Below are 18,152 nucleotides of genomic sequence, written 5' to 3' on the forward strand. Positions count from 1 at the left end.
CGGCATGTCCCCCACGCTGCGTTCGGTACTCACCCCCACCGACCTGCCCCTTGCCGAGCTCAGCGCCGCGCGGCTCGACGGCGAGCTGTTCGCGGTCGACGAATGCTATGGCGTGGTCGGTGAGTTCGAGACCCGCAGCCTTCGCGCGATGGCGCTTTCGGCCGGACTGCCGCCGCGGCTGATCGCCGAGATGATGTCAGCCGCCTGGATCCTCGGCGCAACCGACGCCCCACCCGAGACGCACCAGCTGTGCGCCGAGAGCACCGCTCGATACCGCTGCCTCGGTGTTGCCCGCCTCTCGGTTCGCGAGGTCATGCTGGAACCGGGCGATACCGAGACCATCGGCGGCCTGCGCGTCACGACGGCCAGGCGCACGGTCATCGACCTGGCGCGCTGGAGCGACAGCTTCGGGCTCCGTGAGCGGGATGTCGTCCTGGCACTCGCGACCGTCGGCCGACTGTCCATCCCCGATGTGGCTGCGGAGCTCACGGGTAGACGCCACCTCCCGGGCAAGCTGCGCGCGCTGGACCGGCTGGCCGCGTGCTGACCGATCAGCCCGCGCTGACCCGGTACACGTCGTAGACGGCATCGATGCGCCGCACGGCGTTCAGCACCCGGTCGAGGTGCGTGGTGTCACCCATCTCGAACACGAAGCGGCTGATCGCGAGGCGGTCCGTCGAGGTCGACACGGTCGCCGACAGGATGTTGACGTGGTGCTCGGACAGCACCCTGGTGACGTCGGAGAGCAGTCCGGACCGGTCGAGGGCCTCGACCTGGATCTGCACCAGGAAGATGCTCTTCGACGACGGCGCCCATTCGACCTCGACGAGTCGCTCCGGCTCCATGCGCAGCGAGGCGACGTTATGGCACTGCGTCTGGTGTACCGACACTCCGGCGCCGCGGGTGACGAAGCCCATGATCGGATCGCCCGGCACCGGCGTGCAGCACTTGGCGAGCTTGACGAGGATGTCGGGGGCGCCGCGCACGAGCACGCCGGAGTCGCTGTTGCGCAACTGCTTCGACTTGCCGCGGCTCGGCAGCGTCATCTCGGCGTCTTCGGTCTCCGCCTCGGTGTTGATGCTCGAGAGCACCTTCTCGAGAACGGACTGCGTCGACACGTGCCCCTCGCCGACGGCCGCGTACAGCGACGACACGTCGTCGTACGCCATGTCGGCGGCGACCTCGGTCAGCGAGTCCTGGCTCATCAGCTTCTGCAGGGGCAGGTTCTGCTTGCGCATCGCGCGCGCGATGGCGTCCTTGCCCTGCTCGATGGCCTCGTCGCGGCGTTCCTTGGTGAACCACTGCTTGATCTTGTTGCGGGCTCGCGGACTGCGAACGAAGTTCAGCCAGTCCTTGCTGGGGCCCGAATCAGGGTTCTTCGAGGTGAAGACCTCGACGACGTCGCCGCTGCTGAGGGTGCTCTCGAGCGGCACCAGCCGGCCGTTAACCTTCGAGCCCATGGTGCGGTGGCCCACCTCGGTGTGCACGGCGTAGGCGAAGTCCACGGGGGTCGCCCCGGCGGGCAGGCCGATAACCTTGCCCTTGGGAGTGAAGACGTAGACCTCCTTCGCGCCGATCTCGAAGCGCAGGGAGTCGAGGAACTCGTTGGGGTCGACCGTCTCGGCCTGCCAGTCGCTGATGTGCGCCAGCCATGCCATGTCGCCGTCGTCGGTGATGCTGGGGCCGGAACCCTTGCCACCGTTCACGCGCTCCTTGTACATCCAGTGCGCTGCGACGCCGAACTCGGCCCGCTGGTGCATCTCCTCCGTGCGGATCTGGATCTCGACCGGGCGACCGCCTGGGCCGATCACGGTCGTGTGCAGGGACTGGTAGAGGTTGAACTTCGGGGTGGCGATGTAGTCCTTGAAGCGGCCGGGGATGGGCGTCCACCTCGCGTGGATCGCGCCGAGTACTGCGTAGCAGTCGCGCAGCGAGCTGACCAGCACGCGGATTCCGACCAGGTCGTAGATCTCATCGAACTCGCGACCGCGAACCACCATCTTCTGGTAGATCGAGTAGTACTGCTTCGGTCGGCCCGCGACCTTGCCGCGAATGCGGTTGACCTTGAGGTCGTCGCCGATGGCATCGATCACCTGCTCGAGGAACTCCTCGCGCTTGGGGGTGCGCTGGCGCACGAGGTTCTCGATCTCGACGTACAGCTTCGGGTACAGCACCGCGAACGAGAGGTCTTCGAGTTCCCACTTGGTGGTCTGGATGCCGAGGCGGTGCGCCAGGGGCGCGTAGATCTCGAGCGTCTCCTGCGCCTTGCGCCGGGCGGAGTCGGATTCGACGAAGCCCCAGGTGCGCGCGTTGTGCAGGCGGTCGGCGAGCTTGATGACGAGCACGCGGATGTCCTTCGACATCGCGACGACCATCTTGCGCACGGTCTCGGCCTGGGCGCTGTCGCCGTATTTGAGCTTGTCGAGCTTGGTGACCCCGTCGACCAGCATGGCGATCTCGTCGCCGAAGTCGTGGCGCAACTGGTCGAGGCTGTAGTCGGTGTCTTCGACGGTGTCGTGCAGGATCGCGGCGGCGAGTGTCTTCGGTCCGATACCGAGGTCGGCGAGGATCTGCGCGACCGCGACAGGGTGCGTGATGTACGGCTCGCCGCTCTTGCGCTTCTGGCCGCGGTGCGCGTATTCGGCCGCGGTGTACGCCCGCTCGATGATGCTGACGTCGGACTTCGGATGGTTCGCCCGTGCCGTGCGTACCAGGCGGTCGACGGCGCCAGCGGGCTGAGCCTTGGAGAACAGGCGGGGCAGGAGCGCACGCAGTGAGGCATTGCCCGGCACTGTGGTTTCGGTCATTCGCGGTCCTCCCCCAGCAAAGCTAGCACCGGCCGGAGGTGCCATTCGCCGCGTTCGCTGTGGGCGGGGACATCGCGACGGGCGGGTGGCTTCACGGACGTCGAGCGGTTCAGTCGACGGTGGGTTCCGCGGCTCCGACGGCGACGAGCTGCCCGCCCGCGGCCTTCCACGCGACCATCCCGCCGATGACGTTGGTCGCGTCGTATCCGGCATCGACCAGGGCAGACGACACCATCGCTGACCGGTGGCCGGAGTGGCAGACCACCAGCAACGGCCGGTCGTCCGGCACCTCGGCGATGCGTTCCTGCAGCTGCGACATGGGCACAGAGGTGGCAACCACAGAGTGCCCGCGGTCCCACTCGTCGGGTTCGCGCACGTCGAGGAGCACCGCGCGGTCGCCCGTCATCAACGCGATGGCCTCGGTGGCCGTGATCTCGTTCGCGGCCATGGCTACTCGACCGCCGCTTCGCGGGCCGCGATGGTGCGGCGATCCCTGGCACTGATGTCCTTCTCGTTCTCCCGCAGGTGCGCGTAGATCGGGGCGGCGATGAAGACCGTCGAGTACGTGCCGACGATGATGCCGACGAGGAGGGCGAGCGAGATGTCCCTGAGGGTATCTGCACCGAGCGCGAAGGCCCCGAGGAACAGGATGGCGGCCACTGGCAGCGCCGCAACCACACCCGTATTGATCGAGCGCACCAGCGTCTGGTTCACCGCGAGGTTGACGGCCTCGGCGAAGGTGCTGCGCGAGTCCGCCCCGAGTTCTGCGGTGTTCTCCCGGATCTTGTCGAACACCACGACGGTGTCGTAGAGCGAGAAGCCGAGGATGGTGAGGAAGCCGATGACCGCGGCGGGGGTGACCTCGAACCCGGCGAGGGCGTAGACCCCGGCGGTGAGGATGAGGTCGTGCGCCAGGGTGAGCATGGCCGCGAGGGCCATCTTCCAGGTGCGGAAGTACAGCGCCATCACGATGGCGGCGAGGGCGAGGAACACCACCAGGCCGCGGATGGCCTGGTCGGTGATGTCTGCGCCCCAGCTGGGCCCGACGAACGAGGTCGCGACGTCGTCTTCCGTCACGCCGTACGCCGCGGCGAGGGCGCTGGCGACCTCGCGTGTCTCGTCGTCGCTGAGCTGGTCGGTCTGCACTCGGACCCCGTTGTCACCGACCGTGGTGACGCGCACCACTTCACCCGCGACGACCTCGTCGACAGCTTCCTGGGCGAGGTCCTGCTCGATGGTCTGCGTGTTAGTGATCTGGAACTGCGACCCGCCGCGGAACTCGATGCCGAAGTTGAACCCCCCTCCGATCACCGGGATGGCGATCGAGATGATCATCGAGACGATCGCGATCGTGTACCAGAGCTTGCGCCTGCCGACGAAGTTGACCGACTTCTTGCCGGTGTAGAGGTCGTTTCCGAACTGGGTGAGGTTCGACATCAGGAGTCCTTGCCCTTGCTCGGTGCCGACGAGGTGACGGACTTCTCGGGTGGGGTGTCAGCCGGCGCGGTGATCGTGCCGGCCGCCTTGCGTTCCGCGATCGTCTGCCGACGCGCCGCCTCCCGGCTCGCGCCGGAGCCCTTGGCGGTGCGCACCGGCTCGCGGAACTGCGCGCGTCCCCGGTAGATGGCGCCGAGGGCCTGCGGGTCGAGCCCACTCAGCTTGTGGCCGTTGGCGAAGAAGCGCGTATTTGCCAGCAGCTGCAGCATCGGATGCGTGAACAGCATGACCACGATGATGTCGATGATCACCGTCACCCCGAGCGTGAGCGCGAAGCCGCGCACGTTGCCGATGGCGAGCACGAACAGCACCACCGCCGAGAGCAGGCTGATGCCCTTGGAGGCGAGGATCGTACGCAGGGCGCGCTTCCACCCGGCTTCGACGGCACCGGGAAGGCTGCGCCCGTCGCGCAGTTCGTCGCGGATGCGCTCGAAGTACACGATGAACGAGTCCGCGGTGAATCCGATGGCCACGATGAGTCCGGCCACCCCGGCGAGGGAGAGCCTGAAACCCTGTCGCCACGACATCAGGGCGAGCACCAGGTAGGTGAGGACACCGGCGACCACGAGCGATGCCATCGTCACGAGTCCGAGGAGGCGGTACTGAAACAGCGAGTAGACCAGCACCAATCCGAGGCCGACCAGGCCGGCGATAACGCCGCTGGCGAGCTGGTTCGAGCCGAGCGTGGCCGAGATGGTGTCACGGCTGAGCACCTCGAAGCCCACGGGCAGGGCACCGAACTTGAGTTGGTCGGCCAGCGCCTTCGAGCTGTCCTGGGTGAAGGAGCCGGAGATCTGAGGGCGTCCGTCAGTGATCACGGCGTTCGTGGTCGGGGCGCTGATGACGCGACCGTCGAGCACGATCGCGAACTGGTTCTGCGCGCCCTCGAGGGCGAACAGGCGTTCAGTGACGGCGGCGAACTGGTCGGTTCCGGTGCCGTCGAAGACGATGTTCACGCCCCAGGTGCCGGTGGAGATGCCCTGCGCGTTGGTGACGAGGCCGTTGGTCGCGTCGGAGATGTTCTCCCCGGCGACCTCGACCGGTCCGAGGATGAACTTGGCGGTCGACGTGTCGTCGCAGGTCACCAGCGGCTGGTCGACGGGGGCGACGTTGGCCCCGAGGGTGTCGGAGTCGGCGCAGTCGAAGTTCGTGAACTGGTCGAAGAGCGCGGGGGTAATCCAGTTGAGGTCGCTCGCGTCCGTCGGGCTCACGCTGGGCGTGGCTTCGAGGGGTGCCGCCGCGGGGTCACTCGCCTCGGGTGACGGCGATGCCGCGTCGCCCTCTTCTCCGACGGATGCGACGGAGGCGGCATCCGTATAGAGAACCGGACGGAACTCGAGCTTGGCCGACGACTCGATGCGGTCGAGCGTGGCCTGGTCGGGCACGCCTGGCAGCGACACGACCACGTTCTGGGCACCCTGGGTGCTGATCTCGGCCTCGGAGACACCGCTCGCGTCGATGCGCTGGCGGATGATGCTGACGGCCTGGTTGAGCTGCTCAGTGGAGATCGACTCCCCCTCGCCCAACTGCGCCTGCAGGATGATCTGCGTGCCGCCCTCGAGGTCGAGCGCGAGGCGCGGAGTCCACGAGGCCGTCGAGAAGAGCACTCCCCCCGCGGTGGTGGCCGTGAGCCCGGCGATGATCACCATCAGCCAGATCAGCGACCGCCACGCCTTCTTGACCGGGGTCGACCGGGCTTTCTTGCCCGTCGTCGTGAGTGCCACCTGGTAACTGCTTTCTCTGCGGATGCTCCGCCCCGGGGGCGTGCATAAGGACGGCAGGGAAGAATGCCCCCGCCAAGCTCACAACAGGCTAATGGCTACGTGCAGGCGAACTGCACGCGGCCTGCCGCGCTCAGACCGCGTCGGGGCGGTTCGGCTTCGCGTCGGGGTCGACGCGCTGGCCGTACTCCGGCTCGTCCGACATGATGATCGGCGATTCGTCTGCACGCTGCGCCGAGCGGTCGCGGTCGGCGGTGGACGCGTCGCGGTCGGCGGCGTCGGCGTCGGCGTCGAGTACGAGGTCATCGGCGTCTGCGGCGTCAGCGTCGGTGGAGTCATCCAATTCGGCGGGCACGTCGTTGTAGTCGGCGACCTTGAGGATCGTCTGGCGGTGGATCAGCAGCTGCGTGCCGGGGGTCGATTCGATGACCGCGATGTTCTTGTCGTCGTCGATCGACACGATGGTGCCGTACAGGCCGTAGTTGGTCATGATCTCGACGCCGGGAACGAACTTCGTCTGGCGGTCTTCGGTCTCCCGCTTGCGCTTGCGTCCCTGGAACGTCTGGAACACGATGAATGCTCCGAAGGCGACGACGAGCAGGATGATTGTGGGATCCATGTAGGAAACTACCCTTCCGGGGGCTTGCGATTGCGAACGGCTTCAGTGGAGCCGGATGAGCGGGCATTGCAGCCAGCATCGATTATAGGTCATCCCCGAATAGGCCATCCGAGGACTGGGTGAGCCCGAAGTGCTTCCACGCGAGCCTCGTAGCGACCCGGCCTCGCGGGGTGCGCGTGAGCAGGCCGATGCGCACGAGGAATGGTTCCACGACGGATTCAATGGTCTCCGCATCCTCTCCCACCGACACCGCGAGGGTGTTCAGGCCGACCGGCCCGCCGTCGAATCGGGTGAGGATGATGTCCATGACGGCGCGGTCGAGTCGGTCGAGGCCGAGCTCGTCGACGTCGTAGAGGGCAAGTGCCGACTGCACGGTGTCGAGTCCGGCTCCCCCGCCGTGCACGAGTGCGTAGTCGCGCACCCGGCGGAGCAGCCGGTTGGCGATTCGCGGGGTGCCACGGCAGCGACCCGCGATCTCGGCCAGGGCCGACCTGTCGATGGGGAGCCCAAGCAGGCTCGCGGCACGCACCAGCACCTGTTCCAGCTCGGACTCCGCATAGAACTCGAAGTTGGCGGTGAACCCGAACCGGTCGCGCAGCGGGTTGGGCAGCATGCCGGAACGGGTGGTCGCGCCAACGAGCGTGAAGGGCGACAGGTCGAGGGGGATGGACGTGGCCCCCGCTCCCTTGCCGACCATGATGTCGATTCGGAAGTCCTCCATCGCGAGGTACAGCATCTCTTCCGCGGAGCGGGCCATGCGGTGGATCTCGTCGATGAACAGCACCTCTCCCGGCACGAGCGAGGAGAGCACTGCGGCGAGGTCGCCCGCATGCTGGATGGCCGGGCCGCTCGACATGCGCAGGGGCCTGTCGATCTCCTGGGCGACGATCATGGCGAGCGTCGTCTTGCCCAGGCCGGGGGGACCGGCGAGCAGGATGTGGTCTGGGGTGCGGTTCTGCAGCACGGCCGCACGCAGCAGAAGCTGCAATTGCGCGCGCACCTTCGCCTGGCCCACGAATTCGTCGAGGGTCTTGGGGCGCAGGGCTCCCTCGAAGGCGAGCTCGGCGGCGGACTCCGGTGACGGGTTGACGAGGGCCACGCCCGCGTCGTCGAGGGCGCTCATGCGCCGCCCCCCGGGCGGAGTCCGGCGAGGGCCATTCTGAGTAGCGCGGGAACGCTGGCGGCGTCGGCCTCGGATGCCGCGGCGACCGCGTCGTCGACGGCCTGGGCCGCGGTGCGCTCCGACCAGCCCAGACCGACCAGCGCGACGAGCACGCTCTGCTCCGTCGATGTAGCCGGTGCAGCCGGGGCGGACGACGCCGAGTGCGCGAAGGCGAGCAGCTTGCCCGCGAGCGAGACGATGATCAGCTTCGCGGTCTTCGGGCCGATGCCGGAGACCTTGCGGAACGCGGCGTCGTTCTCTGTCGCGACGGCGGATGCGATGTCGGCCGGGGTCATGGCGTCGAGCACGCCGAGTGCCGACTTGGGTCCCACTCCGGTCACGCCGCGCAGCAGGTCGAACACGGCCAGTTCTTCTGCGCTGCGGAAGCCGAACAGGGCCAGGTCGTCTTCGCGCACGATGAGGGCGGTGCGCAGGCTCGCCTCGTGGCCGGTCCGCAGCGTCATGGCGTGCTGGGGCGTGATGGCGACGGATAGACCGATACCGCCCACCTCGACGACGGTGGAGTTGCCCGTCACCGCGATGACGGTGCCGCGCACGGAGGAGATCATCGGCCCAGCCTACGGTCGACGTCGGACTTCGCCGCGCGCTCCGCGGCGAGCCAGGCACGCTGCGCTGGGGTGGTCGCCGAGGTGACGGCACCGGCAGCGTCGGCCGTCGGCGAGCCGCGCCGCCAGGCGTGGCAGATGGCGATGGCGAGCGCGTCGGCGGCGTCGGCCGGCTTCGGCGCCTCGGCCAGCCCGAGGATCCTCGCCACCATGGTCGCCACCTGGGTCTTGTCCGCCGAACCGTAGCCGGAGACCGCGGCCTTCACCTCCGATGGCGTGTGCATCTCGACCGGGAGTCCGCGTTTGGCCGCAGCCTGGAGCGCGACCCCGCTGACCTGCGCTGTACCCATGACGGTGCTCACGTTCTGCTGCGCGAACACCCGCTCGATGGCGACCGCGTGCGGGTTCCAGGTGGCGAGCAGGTCGTCGAGTTCGGTGCCGATGGCGAGCAGTCGCTTCTCGAGGGCGGTCTGCGGGTGGGTGCGGATGACCGTGACGTGCACCAGGGTCGCACGCCGGTCGGCCCCGACGTCGACGATGCCGACACCGCAGCGGGTGAGACCGGGGTCGATTCCGAGAACCCGGATCGTCACGTCGCCCGGTTACTCGTCGTCGAGCTCGGCGAGCACGTCGGCTGGTACGTCGTAGTTTCCGTAGACGTTCTGCACGTCGTCGTTGTCTTCGAGGGCGTCGACCAGGCGGAACACCTTGCGAGCCGTCTCGACGTCGACCTCGACGTGCACGCCGGGCACGAACTCGATGTCGGCGGACTCGTAGTCGATGCCGGCCTCCTGCAGTGCGCTGCGCGCGGCGACGAGCTGCCCCGATTCGGTGATGATGTCGAAGCCCTCACCGCGGTCGGTGACCTCTTCGGCCCCAGCGTCGAGCACTGCAGCGAGGATGTCGTCCTCGGTGATGCCGTCGGTCTTGCGGACGGCGATCACGCCCTTGCGGGAAAAGTTGTAGGCGACGCTTCCGGGGTCGGCGAGGGTGCCGCCGTTGCGGGTCATGATCGCCCGCACGTCGGCCGCCGCGCGGTTGCGGTTGTCGGTGAGGCACTCGACGAGCAGGGCGACGCCGTTCGGGCCGTACGCCTCGTACATGATGGTCTGGTAATCGACCGATTCACCGAGCTGGCCGGAGCCGCGCTTCACCGCGCGGTTGATGTTGTCGATGGGAACCGAGGTCTTCTTGGCCTTCTGGATGGCGTCCACGAGGGTCGGGTTGCCCGAGAGGTCGGCCCCACCGATCTTGGCGGCGACCTCGATGTTCTTGATGAGCTTGGCGAACGACTTCGCACGACGCGAGTCGATGATCGCCTTCTTGTGCTTCGTGGTCGCCCACTTGGAGTGGCCTGACATAGTTTCCTCCGGGAGATCCGCCGAGATTGTGCCTGACCAGTGTACGCGGGGGCTCCGCTCCGCCGCGCGCCACGCCCACCGGGGGCACCCTCACCTCATGCGCACGCCGGCCTGCCGCGCGGTGATGGCGGCGAGGGCACCGATCACCCGCGGGTCACCGGCAGTCCAGGCCGGCACCGGTTCCGCGGCGACCGCGAGCACAGCCGAGCTATCGGCGCCGACGAGTGCGCGCAGCGCCAGCAGCTCCACCCCCGCCGGCGTAGTGCACAGCGCGGCGACCGTGCCGGCCTCTCGGGAGAACCTGATCCGGCGCACCACGAGGTAGCGCAGCACCAGCAGGATCGGGATGACGGCGACGAGCAGCCCGAGCGCGACGGCGACCTGCTGCACCATCGCCTGCTGGTCGATACCCGCGGCCTGCAGCACGGCCCCGGCGTCACTCGCGTCGTCGAACGGGGCCCGCACCCCGCCGCCGACGAATGGGATGTCATCGACGGCGTCCGCGGCATCCGCCATGGTCGCCCGGAATTCGCTGCCAGCACCCTCGAGCTGTGCACCGAGGTCGGCGAACACCCTGACGAACGAATACACCGCCCAGCCGGAGACTATGGATGCCACGACGATCGTCACCGCGACGATGTCAGCCGCGATCTGGGCGGTGCGCGCGGCCGGGTAATCCGAATAGAACCTCATGGGTCAACTATCGCCGCCGTGGTGACGCCGCGTGCGCCGTCACCGTGCCGGGATCCGGGCTGGAGCCGCTTCCTGTGGGCCGCCCGGGTACCGCTCGGCGCTCAGGCGGCGGCGACCATGCGCAGGAACAGCTCGTGGAACCGGTGCTCCCCCGTCATCTCCGGGTGGAACGACGTGCCGAGCAGGTTGCCCTGGCGCGCGGCGACGACGCGGCCGTCGTCGAGTGAGGCGAGGGTCGTCACGTCGGGCCCGGCCTGCTCGATCACGGGCGCGCGGATGAACGCGGCATGCACGGGCACGTCGCCGAGCTCCGGCACGTCGAGGTCGGTCTCGAACGAGTCGGTCTGCGATCCGAACGCGTTGCGGCGCACGGTGACGTCGAACCCGCCGAGGGTCTGCTGGTCGCGGCCACCGTCGATGATGCGATCGGCGATCATGATGAGGCCGGCACAGGTGCCGTAGACGGGCAACCCGGCGGTGATGGCATCGCGAAGCGGCTCGGCGAGGTCGAAGGCGCGCGTCAGCTTGTCCATCACGGTGGATTCGCCGCCGGGGATCACCAGGCCACGCACCGAGGCGAGTTGCTCCGGCGTGCGCACCGATCGCGCGTCGGCGCCCAGCCCACCGAGCACCGCGAGGTGCTCCCGAAAGTCGCCCTGCAGTGCGAGGACGCCGATCGGGAGGGCACCCGCGGAGGAGGACCCGGTGTGGAGTGGCCCGCTACCAGCCACGTTCGGCGAGGCGGTGCGGTGCGGGGAGGTCGGCGACGTTGATGCCGACGATCGCCTCCCCGAGTCCCCGCGAGACCTCGGCGATGACATCGGGATCCTCGTAGAACGTGGTCGCCTTGACGATGGCGGCGGCGCGAGCGACGGGGTTGCCCGATTTGAAGATGCCGGAGCCGACGAAGACGCCGTCTGCACCCAGCTGCATCATCATCGCGGCGTCCGCGGGGGTTGCGACTCCACCGGCGGTGAACAGCACGACGGGCAGCTGGCCGGTGCGGGCGATCTCGGCGACCAGTTCGTACGGTGCCTGCAGCTCCTTCGCAGCGACGTAGAGCTCATCGGAGCTCTTCGCGGTGAGTGCGGCGATCTCGCTTTTGATGGTGCGGATGTGCTTGGTCGCCTCGGAGACGTCTCCGGTTCCGGCTTCGCCCTTCGAGCGGATCATGGCCGCACCCTCGTTGATGCGGCGCAGCGCCTCACCGAGGTTGGTCGCGCCACAGACGAAGGGGATCTGGAACTTCCACTTGTCGATGTGGTTCACGTAGTCGGCGGGGCTCAGCACCTCGGACTCGTCGATGTAGTCGACCTTGAGCGACTGCAGTACCTGCGCCTCGACGAAATGGCCGATGCGCGCCTTCGCCATGACGGGGATGGAGACCTCGGCGATGATGCTGTCGATGAGGTCGGGGTCGCTCATGCGGGCGACGCCGCCCTGCGAGCGGATGTCGGCCGGAACGCGCTCGAGCGCCATGACGGCGACGGCACCGGCGTCTTCGGCGATCCTGGCCTGCTCTGCGGTGACGACGTCCATGATGACGCCGCCCTTGAGCATTTCGGCGAGTCCCCGCTTGACGCGGTCAGAGCCACGGATCTCGGAACTGCCCTGGTCGGAACCGCGCTGTACTGTACTGGAATTTTCGCTCATTGTGATGCCCATTCTACGCGCGGGCTAGCTGTCAGTTTGTCGGCCAGGCGTCGGCGATGGACTGCCGCACATCGCCGAGGAGCTGGGGCAGCGCCTTGGTCTTGGCGATGATCGGAAAGAAGTTGGAGTCGAGTCCCCAGCGCGGAACGATGTGCTGGTGAAGGTGGTCGGCGATGCCGGCTCCAGCCACGCGTCCCTGGTTCATCCCGATGTTGAATCCCTCGTTGCGGGAGACCGAACGGAGGACGCGCATGGCCGTCTGCGTGAGGCTCGCGATCTCCGCGGTCTCCTCCTCGGTGGCCTCGTCGTACAGGGGCACGTGCCGGTAGGGGCAGACGAGCAGGTGCCCGCTGTTATAGGGGAACAGGTTGAGCAGCACATAGGCGTGCGTTCCCCGCGCGACGATCAGCGCCTTCTCGTCGGACATCGTAGGGGCGACGCAGAACGGGCACTCGTCCTCCGGGGGCTGCTGCCCGTTCTGGATGTAGACCATGCGGTGCGGGGTCCACAGTCGCTGGAACTCGTCGGGCACGCCGGCGAGTTCCCATGACCCGTCGACGGTCACGCCGTCGACGTCGTTCGCATCGAGGGGGGCCATCGCTACACCTGCGCCCTGGTGTCGATGGCCTCGCGGATGCGGGCGATCGCGTCGTCGACCGGGATGCCGTTCTCCTGGCGGCCGTCGCGAAAGCGGAAGCTGACGGCGCCGGCGGCGCGGTCCTCTTCCCCGGCGATGAGCTGGAACGGCACCTTGGCCTTGGTGTGGGTGCGGATCTTCTTCGGCATGCGGTCGCTGGAGTGGTCGACCTCGGCCCGCACCCCTGCGGCCTTCAGCCTGCCGATGACCTCGTCGAGGTACGGTCCGTATTCCTCGGCGACGGGGATGCCGACGGCCTGCACCGGGGAGAGCCAGACCGGGAACGCGCCGGCGTAGTGCTCGGTGAGTACGCCGAAGAACCGCTCGATCGAGCCGAACAGGGCCCGGTGGATCATCACCGGTCGCTGGCGGGTGCCGTCGGCCGCGGTGTACTCGAGCTCGAAGCGCTCGGGGAGGTTGAAGTCGAGCTGCACGGTCGACATCTGCCAGGTGCGGCCGATGGCGTCACGGGCCTGCACGGAGATCTTCGGTCCGTAGAACGCGGCGCCCCCGGGGTCGGCGACCAGTTCGAGGCCGGATGCTGCGGCGACCTCTGACAGGGTGGCCGTCGCTTCCTCCCACAGTTCATCGCTGCCGACGCTCTTCTCGGGGTCGCGGGTGGAGAGCTCGAGGTAGAAGTCGGTGAGGCCGTAGTCCCCCAGCAGCGACAGCACGAAGTCGAGGGTCGACGTCAGCTCGCTCTTCATGTTCTCGCGGCTCGTGAAGATGTGCGCGTCGTCCATGGTGAGGCCCCGCACGCGGGTGAGCCCGTGGATGACCCCTGACTTCTCGTTACGGTACACGGTGCCGAACTCGAACAGGCGCAGCGGCAGGTCGCGGTACGAGCGTCCGCTGGAGCGGTACACGAGGATGTGGAACGGGCAGTTCATCGGCTTCAGGTAGTAGTCGGCGCCCTGGCGGGTGATCTCGCCCTCCTCGTTGCGTGCCTCGTCGAGGTGCATCGGGGGAAACATCCCCTCGGCGTACCAGCCGAGGTGACCTGAGGTCTCGAAGAGGTGCGCCTTGGTGATGTGGGGCGTGTAGACGAAGTCGTAGCCGGCCTCTTCGTGCTTGCGCCTCGAGTAGTCCTCCATCTCGCGCCGGATGATTCCGCCCTTGGGGTGGAATACCGCGAGGCCGGAACCGATCTCGTCGGGAAAGGAGAACAGGTCGAGTTCCTGGCCGAGCTTGCGGTGGTCGCGCTTGGCTGCCTCTTCCAGCCGCAGCTTGTACTCGCGCAGTTCGTCCTTGGTCGGCCACGCGGTGCCGTAGAGCCGCTGCAGCTGCGGGTTCTTCTCCGACCCGCGCCAGTAGGCGGCGGCGGTGCGCATCAGCGCGTAGCCGTTGCCGATCATGCGGGTGGTCGGCAGGTGCGGGCCGCGGCACAGGTCCTTCCAGACCGTCTCCCCCGTTCTCGGGTCAACATTGTCGTAGATGGTGAGCTCTGCGCCACCGATCTCCGCCGCCTCCTCGGCTGAGCCGTCCGACGCCTTGAGGCCGATCAGTTCGAGCTTGTACGGCTCGTCGGCGAGTTCTGCCCTCGCCTCGTCTTCGGTGACCACCCGGCGTACGAAGCGCTGGCCGGCCCGGATGATGCGCTCCATGGCCTTGTCGATGGCCTTGACGTCGTCGGGGGTGAACGGCACCGCGACGTCGAAGTCGTAGTAGAAGCCGTCGGTGATGGGCGGGCCGATGCCGAGCCTGGCCGCGGAGTTGATGGACTGCACGGCCTGGGCTGCGACGTGCGCCGCCGAGTGCCGGAGGATCGCCAGGCCGTCCGGCGACGAGATGGTGACGGGTTCGGCCGTCTGGCCAGGCTCGACTGTCGAGGCGAGGTCGACCAGCGCACCGTCGACGCGCATGGCGACGACGCTGCGGTCGGTGAAGAGGTCGAAGCCCGTCGCCGTGGAGGTCGCCGTCACCGGGTCGATTGCTGGCGGGGTGACGACGGGGGTTTCTGACACGGTGACCGGGCTCCAATGCGCTGTGGCGGTGAGTGCTCAATAGCACTTCCCACTTTATCCGCCCGGCACCATCGCCCCGCACCCGCCCCCGCCGCGCACGGTGGATCGGCAGGGGGCCCGGCGAAAGAAAAAACCCCCGGGTGACCGGGGGTTTTCTTGTGAGCGATACTGGGATCGAACCAGCGACCTCTTCCGTGTCAGGGAAGCGCGCTACCGCTGCGCCAATCGCTCATGCTTGTGAAATTGTACTCGAGGAGTGTCGGCCGAACCGGACATTGCCGGAATCGAACACTGCCGAGGTGGCGACGGGATTTGAACCCGTGTGGACGGCTTTGCAGGCCGCTGCCTCGCCTCTCGGCCACGCCACCATGGTGGCCTCCCCCATCATGGTTGCCCATGACAGGAGACTTCACTCGAGCGGATGACGAGATTCGAACTCGCGACCCTCACCTTGGCAAGGTGATGCGCTACCACTGCGCCACATCCGCATTTGCTCGCGTTTCTGCGTGCGTCAATGACTCTAGCCCACGACGGGAGCGAGAACCAATTCGCGTCGACCGTGCGTGTCGCGGCACCCGAAGGCGCTGCCATTCACGTCGTCGGCTCACTCCAGACTGTGGCAGGATTATCGGGTCAGGGCGATTGGCGCAGTTGGTAGCGCGCTTCGTTCACACCGAAGAGGTCATCGGTTCGAGTCCGGTATCGCCCACCCCATCCTGGCAACGCACGCGAGAGCAGCGTCCCGCTCTCTCGCCCGTATCGTTGTGGCATGGCCGATGTCGAGCGGGCGACCGCCCAGCACCCCGCTCGCGAATTCCTCGCCGGGGTCGCGTTCTTCGGCAGAGGCCTCCGGCTGTGGATCACGCACCCCAGGCTCATGCTCATCGGCGCCATTCCCGCCGTGATCGTCGCGGCCATCTATGTCGTGGTCATCGTCGTCGTCGCGGCGAACGTCGAGGGCGTTGCCGCGTGGGCCACCCCGTTCGCCGACGACTGGAGCGAGCCGTGGCGCACCGCCACGACTGCCGCCGCCACGCTCGCGCTCCTCGGCGTCACCATCCTGATCGCCGTGTACACGTTCGTCGCGGTGACACTGCTCGTCGGCGACCCGTTCTACGAGCGCATCTGGCGGTGGGTCGAAACGGCGGACGGCGGTCTGCCGCCCGAGGTGCCCGTTCCGCTCTGGGTATCGGTGCTGCGCAGCATCCGTGACGCCCTTCGCATACTCGTCCTCACCGGGTTCGTCGGCCTGACCCTGTTCGGCTTCGGCTTCGTGCCGGTCGTCGGGCAGACGCTGGTGCCGGTGACCGGGGTGCTGTTCGGCGGCTGGTTCCTGGCCCTCGAGCTGACCGGCTTCGCATTCGAGGCACGATCGCTGTCGCTCGCCGATCGACGCCGCGTGCTCGGGGCCCGCCGCGCCCGCACGGTCGGGTTCGGTGTCGCGTGCTACCTGATGTTCCTGGTGCCGTTCGGCGCCGTGATTGCCATGCCCGCGGCGGTCGCGGGGGCAACGCTGCTCAGCCGCGACACCGTGGGAGCGTGCAGCAACGCCCCCGCCGGTTCAGCCGCCGATGCGCCAGGGGCGTCCGAACCGCGTGATGACGCCGGGCGAGAACAGCACTGAGTCCGGCGGGCGGGTACCCACCGAGGTGATGCCGGCGGCAGGAAGAAGTTCGTCGCGGATGTCGTCGATGGATGCCTCGAACAGCGGCCACGGACGATGCTCGTTCGGCATCGCCACGGTGCGCCCCAGGTGGGTCTGGAAGAGCAACCACCGCGCGGTGAGGAAGTCGGCGAGCGGGTCGTCGAGCACTGCCGTGTCGGTCGTCCGGACGCGAACGAATGACGACGGTGCCGACCGGGTGCGGCGGTGCGAGCGGTATGCGAGCACCCCGTCGGGTTCGGTCACCATCGTCGCCTTCGCCCACATGTACGGCAGCCCGAACATGACTCTCGCGGCGAGTACCGCAGCCAGTCGCGACGCCTCGAGCGAGCGGAACACCACACCGCGGCGACCCTCGTGGTCCACGCCGTATAGCCTCACGTTGACCTCGGCGAAGGTACCGAAGTACGGAACGGCCGGGCCACCGAAGACCGCGGAATCGTGCATCCCGAACGGGATGAGCCCCACCCAGCTCGACCCGTCGTAGACGTCCGGCACGATTCCCGGCGGCAGCAGTGGGGCGATCTCCGCCGGGTCGACCCGCCAGTGCACGAAGGTGAGGTTGCGCCAGGCCTGCGTCAGGACCACCCGGCCAGGGAGGGGCGGGGCCGACGGCGTAATGGGCTGCAGGGAGGGCATCACGCCACTGTATGGCCGGGATCCCTGAGTCACGCTGGGAGCATCCGCCCGCGACGCCTGGCGCGCGTGTCGAGTGCCCGCGCGCCGAGCACGAGAGGCCAGCTGACGAGCGCACTCACGAGCACCACCCCGATGACGCTGGCCGTCTGCGCGATGAGAACCTCGGGCTGGCCCGTGAAGATCAGGCCGGACTGCGCGGCGAATGCCCCGAGAAGCACCACCCCGGTTCCTGCCCCCACCACCGTCACACTGGGCAGGAACCACGCCCGCCGCGCTGTCCGCGCGATCAGCCCGTAGGCCACCAGGGCGGCTGCGGTCGAGGCGATCGCCGCAGTGCCGACCGCCCCGAGCGGGTGCAGGTACCCCGCCCCCGGGGTGATCGCCACCAGGCCGCAAACCACGCCGCTGGCTATGCCACCCGCCGAGGTCGTGGCGGTCCGGATGCGCTGCACGACGATCCATGCGATGGCCGCGGCCGGTGGGGCGACCAGGGTGTTGAGCAGGATCCGCAGCGTGGCCTCACCGAGCACGAGCTCGATCGATACCAGCCACACCGCCCACAGCAGCCACACCACGGGGATGACCGTCCCGATCAGCGCCGCGCTCGGCGCCGGGAGGCGGGGGGCTCTGTCACGACGTCCCACCACGAGGGACACGGCGACCGCCGACCCGGCGGCGACCAGCACCGGCAGCACTCCCCCGAGGTCGAGGGTGCGCAGGCTGGTCGCGAGCACGCCGTGGTCGACGGAGAACAGGGCCACGGCGACCGGCGAGAAGACGAGCACGGTCCACGCGGCACCGAACGCGGCGGTGATGCCCGGTGCGTACCCGTTCGACCGCGGCACGGTGCAGACGACCACGCTGGCGATGCCGGCGAGGGCCCCGATGGGAACAATCAGCGTGGCATCCAGCGATGGGCCGGCGACGACGACCACGAGCAGCCACGACACCCAGCCGACCGCCGATTCGATCGCACCGGCGAGGAGTGCCAGGTGGATGCTGCGGCGACCCCAGACGGCATCGAACAGCACCCCGAGCGCAAGGCCCAGTGCCGCGATGGCGATCGTTCCCGCCGCGGTCAGCACCGATATGTCCGTCGACACCTGCACCACCCCAGCGTATGGTCACATTCCACGACGAAGGGACGCCGTCGATGACGGCGTCCCTTCG

Annotated in this window: 18 protein-coding genes and 4 tRNA genes; 3 read left to right on the top strand and 19 right to left on the bottom strand. The window is 68.2% G+C overall.

Annotated features, from left to right (window positions below):
• The first annotated feature begins 4 nt into the window (after positions 1-4).
• Positions 5-547, top strand: a complete 543-nt coding sequence (locus G5S38_RS02760) for a type IV toxin-antitoxin system AbiEi family antitoxin (RefSeq protein WP_165063987.1) — start codon at positions 5-7, stop codon at positions 545-547.
• 4 nt (positions 548-551) lie between these two features.
• Here G5S38_RS02760 and G5S38_RS02765 read toward each other — a convergent pair whose 3' ends face one another.
• The 17 genes from G5S38_RS02765 to G5S38_RS02845 all read right to left on the bottom strand — a co-directional run bounded on the left by G5S38_RS02765 (position 552) and on the right by G5S38_RS02845 (position 15,168).
• Complete coding sequence (locus tag G5S38_RS02765; RefSeq protein WP_165063989.1) at positions 552-2,807, bottom strand: RelA/SpoT family protein; 2,256 nt, start codon at positions 2,805-2,807, stop codon at positions 552-554.
• A gap of 109 nt (positions 2,808-2,916) precedes the next feature.
• A complete protein-coding gene (locus G5S38_RS02770) occupies positions 2,917-3,255 on the bottom strand; it encodes a rhodanese-like domain-containing protein (RefSeq protein WP_165063992.1) in 339 nt (112 codons plus the stop codon).
• Between the two features lie 2 nt (positions 3,256-3,257).
• Positions 3,258-4,244, bottom strand: a complete 987-nt coding sequence (gene secF, locus G5S38_RS02775; protein WP_165063994.1) for a protein translocase subunit SecF — start codon at positions 4,242-4,244, stop codon at positions 3,258-3,260.
• The gene (gene secD / locus G5S38_RS02780; RefSeq protein WP_165064240.1) at positions 4,244-5,953 is read right to left on the bottom strand and encodes a protein translocase subunit SecD; all 1,710 of its coding nucleotides are present in this window, start codon (positions 5,951-5,953) and stop codon (positions 4,244-4,246) included. The genes secF and secD overlap by 1 nt, the downstream gene beginning before the upstream one ends.
• Before the next feature lie 205 nt (positions 5,954-6,158).
• Positions 6,159-6,644, bottom strand: coding sequence for a preprotein translocase subunit YajC (locus tag G5S38_RS02785; RefSeq protein ID WP_165063996.1), 486 nt, complete (start codon positions 6,642-6,644; stop codon positions 6,159-6,161).
• A gap of 82 nt (positions 6,645-6,726) precedes the next feature.
• Complete coding sequence (ruvB, locus tag G5S38_RS02790; RefSeq protein WP_165063998.1) at positions 6,727-7,767, bottom strand: Holliday junction branch migration DNA helicase RuvB; 1,041 nt, start codon at positions 7,765-7,767, stop codon at positions 6,727-6,729.
• Positions 7,764-8,375: a Holliday junction branch migration protein RuvA gene (gene ruvA / locus G5S38_RS02795; RefSeq protein ID WP_165064001.1), complete on the bottom strand. Its 612-nt coding sequence runs from the start codon at positions 8,373-8,375 to the stop codon at positions 7,764-7,766. Before ruvA ends, ruvB begins: the two co-directional genes overlap by 4 nt.
• Positions 8,372-8,959 carry a crossover junction endodeoxyribonuclease RuvC gene (ruvC, locus tag G5S38_RS02800; RefSeq protein WP_201276563.1) on the bottom strand — a complete coding sequence of 196 codons (588 nt, stop codon included), beginning with the start codon at positions 8,957-8,959 and terminating at the stop codon, positions 8,372-8,374. Before ruvC ends, ruvA begins: the two co-directional genes overlap by 4 nt.
• A gap of 15 nt (positions 8,960-8,974) precedes the next feature.
• Positions 8,975-9,733 (bottom strand): YebC/PmpR family DNA-binding transcriptional regulator, encoded by a 759-nt coding sequence (locus G5S38_RS02805; RefSeq protein ID WP_165064006.1) that lies wholly within the window; start codon positions 9,731-9,733, stop codon positions 8,975-8,977.
• A 90-nt stretch (positions 9,734-9,823) separates the two neighbouring features.
• Positions 9,824-10,426, bottom strand: coding sequence for a hypothetical protein (locus tag G5S38_RS02810; RefSeq protein WP_165064008.1), 603 nt, complete (start codon positions 10,424-10,426; stop codon positions 9,824-9,826).
• A 101-nt stretch (positions 10,427-10,527) separates the two neighbouring features.
• On the bottom strand, positions 10,528-11,157 hold the full coding sequence (pdxT, locus tag G5S38_RS02815) for a pyridoxal 5'-phosphate synthase glutaminase subunit PdxT (protein WP_235928868.1): 630 nt from the start codon (positions 11,155-11,157) through the stop codon (positions 10,528-10,530).
• Complete coding sequence (gene pdxS, locus G5S38_RS02820; RefSeq protein WP_165064012.1) at positions 11,147-12,079, bottom strand: pyridoxal 5'-phosphate synthase lyase subunit PdxS; 933 nt, start codon at positions 12,077-12,079, stop codon at positions 11,147-11,149. The genes pdxT and pdxS overlap by 11 nt, the downstream gene beginning before the upstream one ends.
• A 31-nt stretch (positions 12,080-12,110) precedes the next feature.
• Complete coding sequence (locus tag G5S38_RS02825) at positions 12,111-12,677, bottom strand: HIT family protein (protein ID WP_165064014.1); 567 nt, start codon at positions 12,675-12,677, stop codon at positions 12,111-12,113.
• 2 nt (positions 12,678-12,679) lie between these two features.
• Positions 12,680-14,578, bottom strand: a complete 1,899-nt coding sequence (gene thrS / locus G5S38_RS02830; RefSeq protein WP_235928874.1) for a threonine--tRNA ligase — start codon at positions 14,576-14,578, stop codon at positions 12,680-12,682.
• 261 nt (positions 14,579-14,839) lie between these two features.
• Positions 14,840-14,911: transfer RNA gene (locus tag G5S38_RS02835), tRNA-Val, on the bottom strand.
• A gap of 66 nt (positions 14,912-14,977) precedes the next feature.
• Positions 14,978-15,048: transfer RNA gene (locus G5S38_RS02840), tRNA-Cys, on the bottom strand.
• Between the two features lie 48 nt (positions 15,049-15,096).
• Positions 15,097-15,168 (bottom strand) — tRNA-Gly (locus tag G5S38_RS02845).
• Positions 15,169-15,316: 148 nt separating this feature from the next.
• Between G5S38_RS02845 and G5S38_RS02850 the strand changes: the two genes are divergently transcribed.
• Together G5S38_RS02850 and G5S38_RS02855 are read left to right on the top strand one after the other, a co-directional pair.
• A tRNA-Val gene (locus G5S38_RS02850) sits at positions 15,317-15,389 on the top strand.
• A 60-nt stretch (positions 15,390-15,449) separates the two neighbouring features.
• Complete coding sequence (locus G5S38_RS02855; RefSeq protein ID WP_165064016.1) at positions 15,450-16,304, top strand: EI24 domain-containing protein; 855 nt, start codon at positions 15,450-15,452, stop codon at positions 16,302-16,304.
• Here G5S38_RS02855 and G5S38_RS02860 read toward each other — a convergent pair.
• Positions 16,242-16,982 carry a YqjF family protein gene (locus G5S38_RS02860; protein WP_165064019.1) on the bottom strand — a complete coding sequence of 247 codons (741 nt, stop codon included), beginning with the start codon at positions 16,980-16,982 and terminating at the stop codon, positions 16,242-16,244. The genes G5S38_RS02855 and G5S38_RS02860 overlap by 63 nt on opposite strands.
• A gap of 29 nt (positions 16,983-17,011) precedes the next feature.
• Complete coding sequence (locus tag G5S38_RS02865; protein WP_165064021.1) at positions 17,012-18,085, bottom strand: ammonium transporter; 1,074 nt, start codon at positions 18,083-18,085, stop codon at positions 17,012-17,014.
• Positions 18,086-18,152 lie beyond the last annotated feature (67 nt).

Source organism: Marisediminicola senii (assembly GCF_011057645.1).
Taxonomy (GTDB): domain Bacteria; phylum Actinomycetota; class Actinomycetes; order Actinomycetales; family Microbacteriaceae; genus Marisediminicola; species Marisediminicola senii.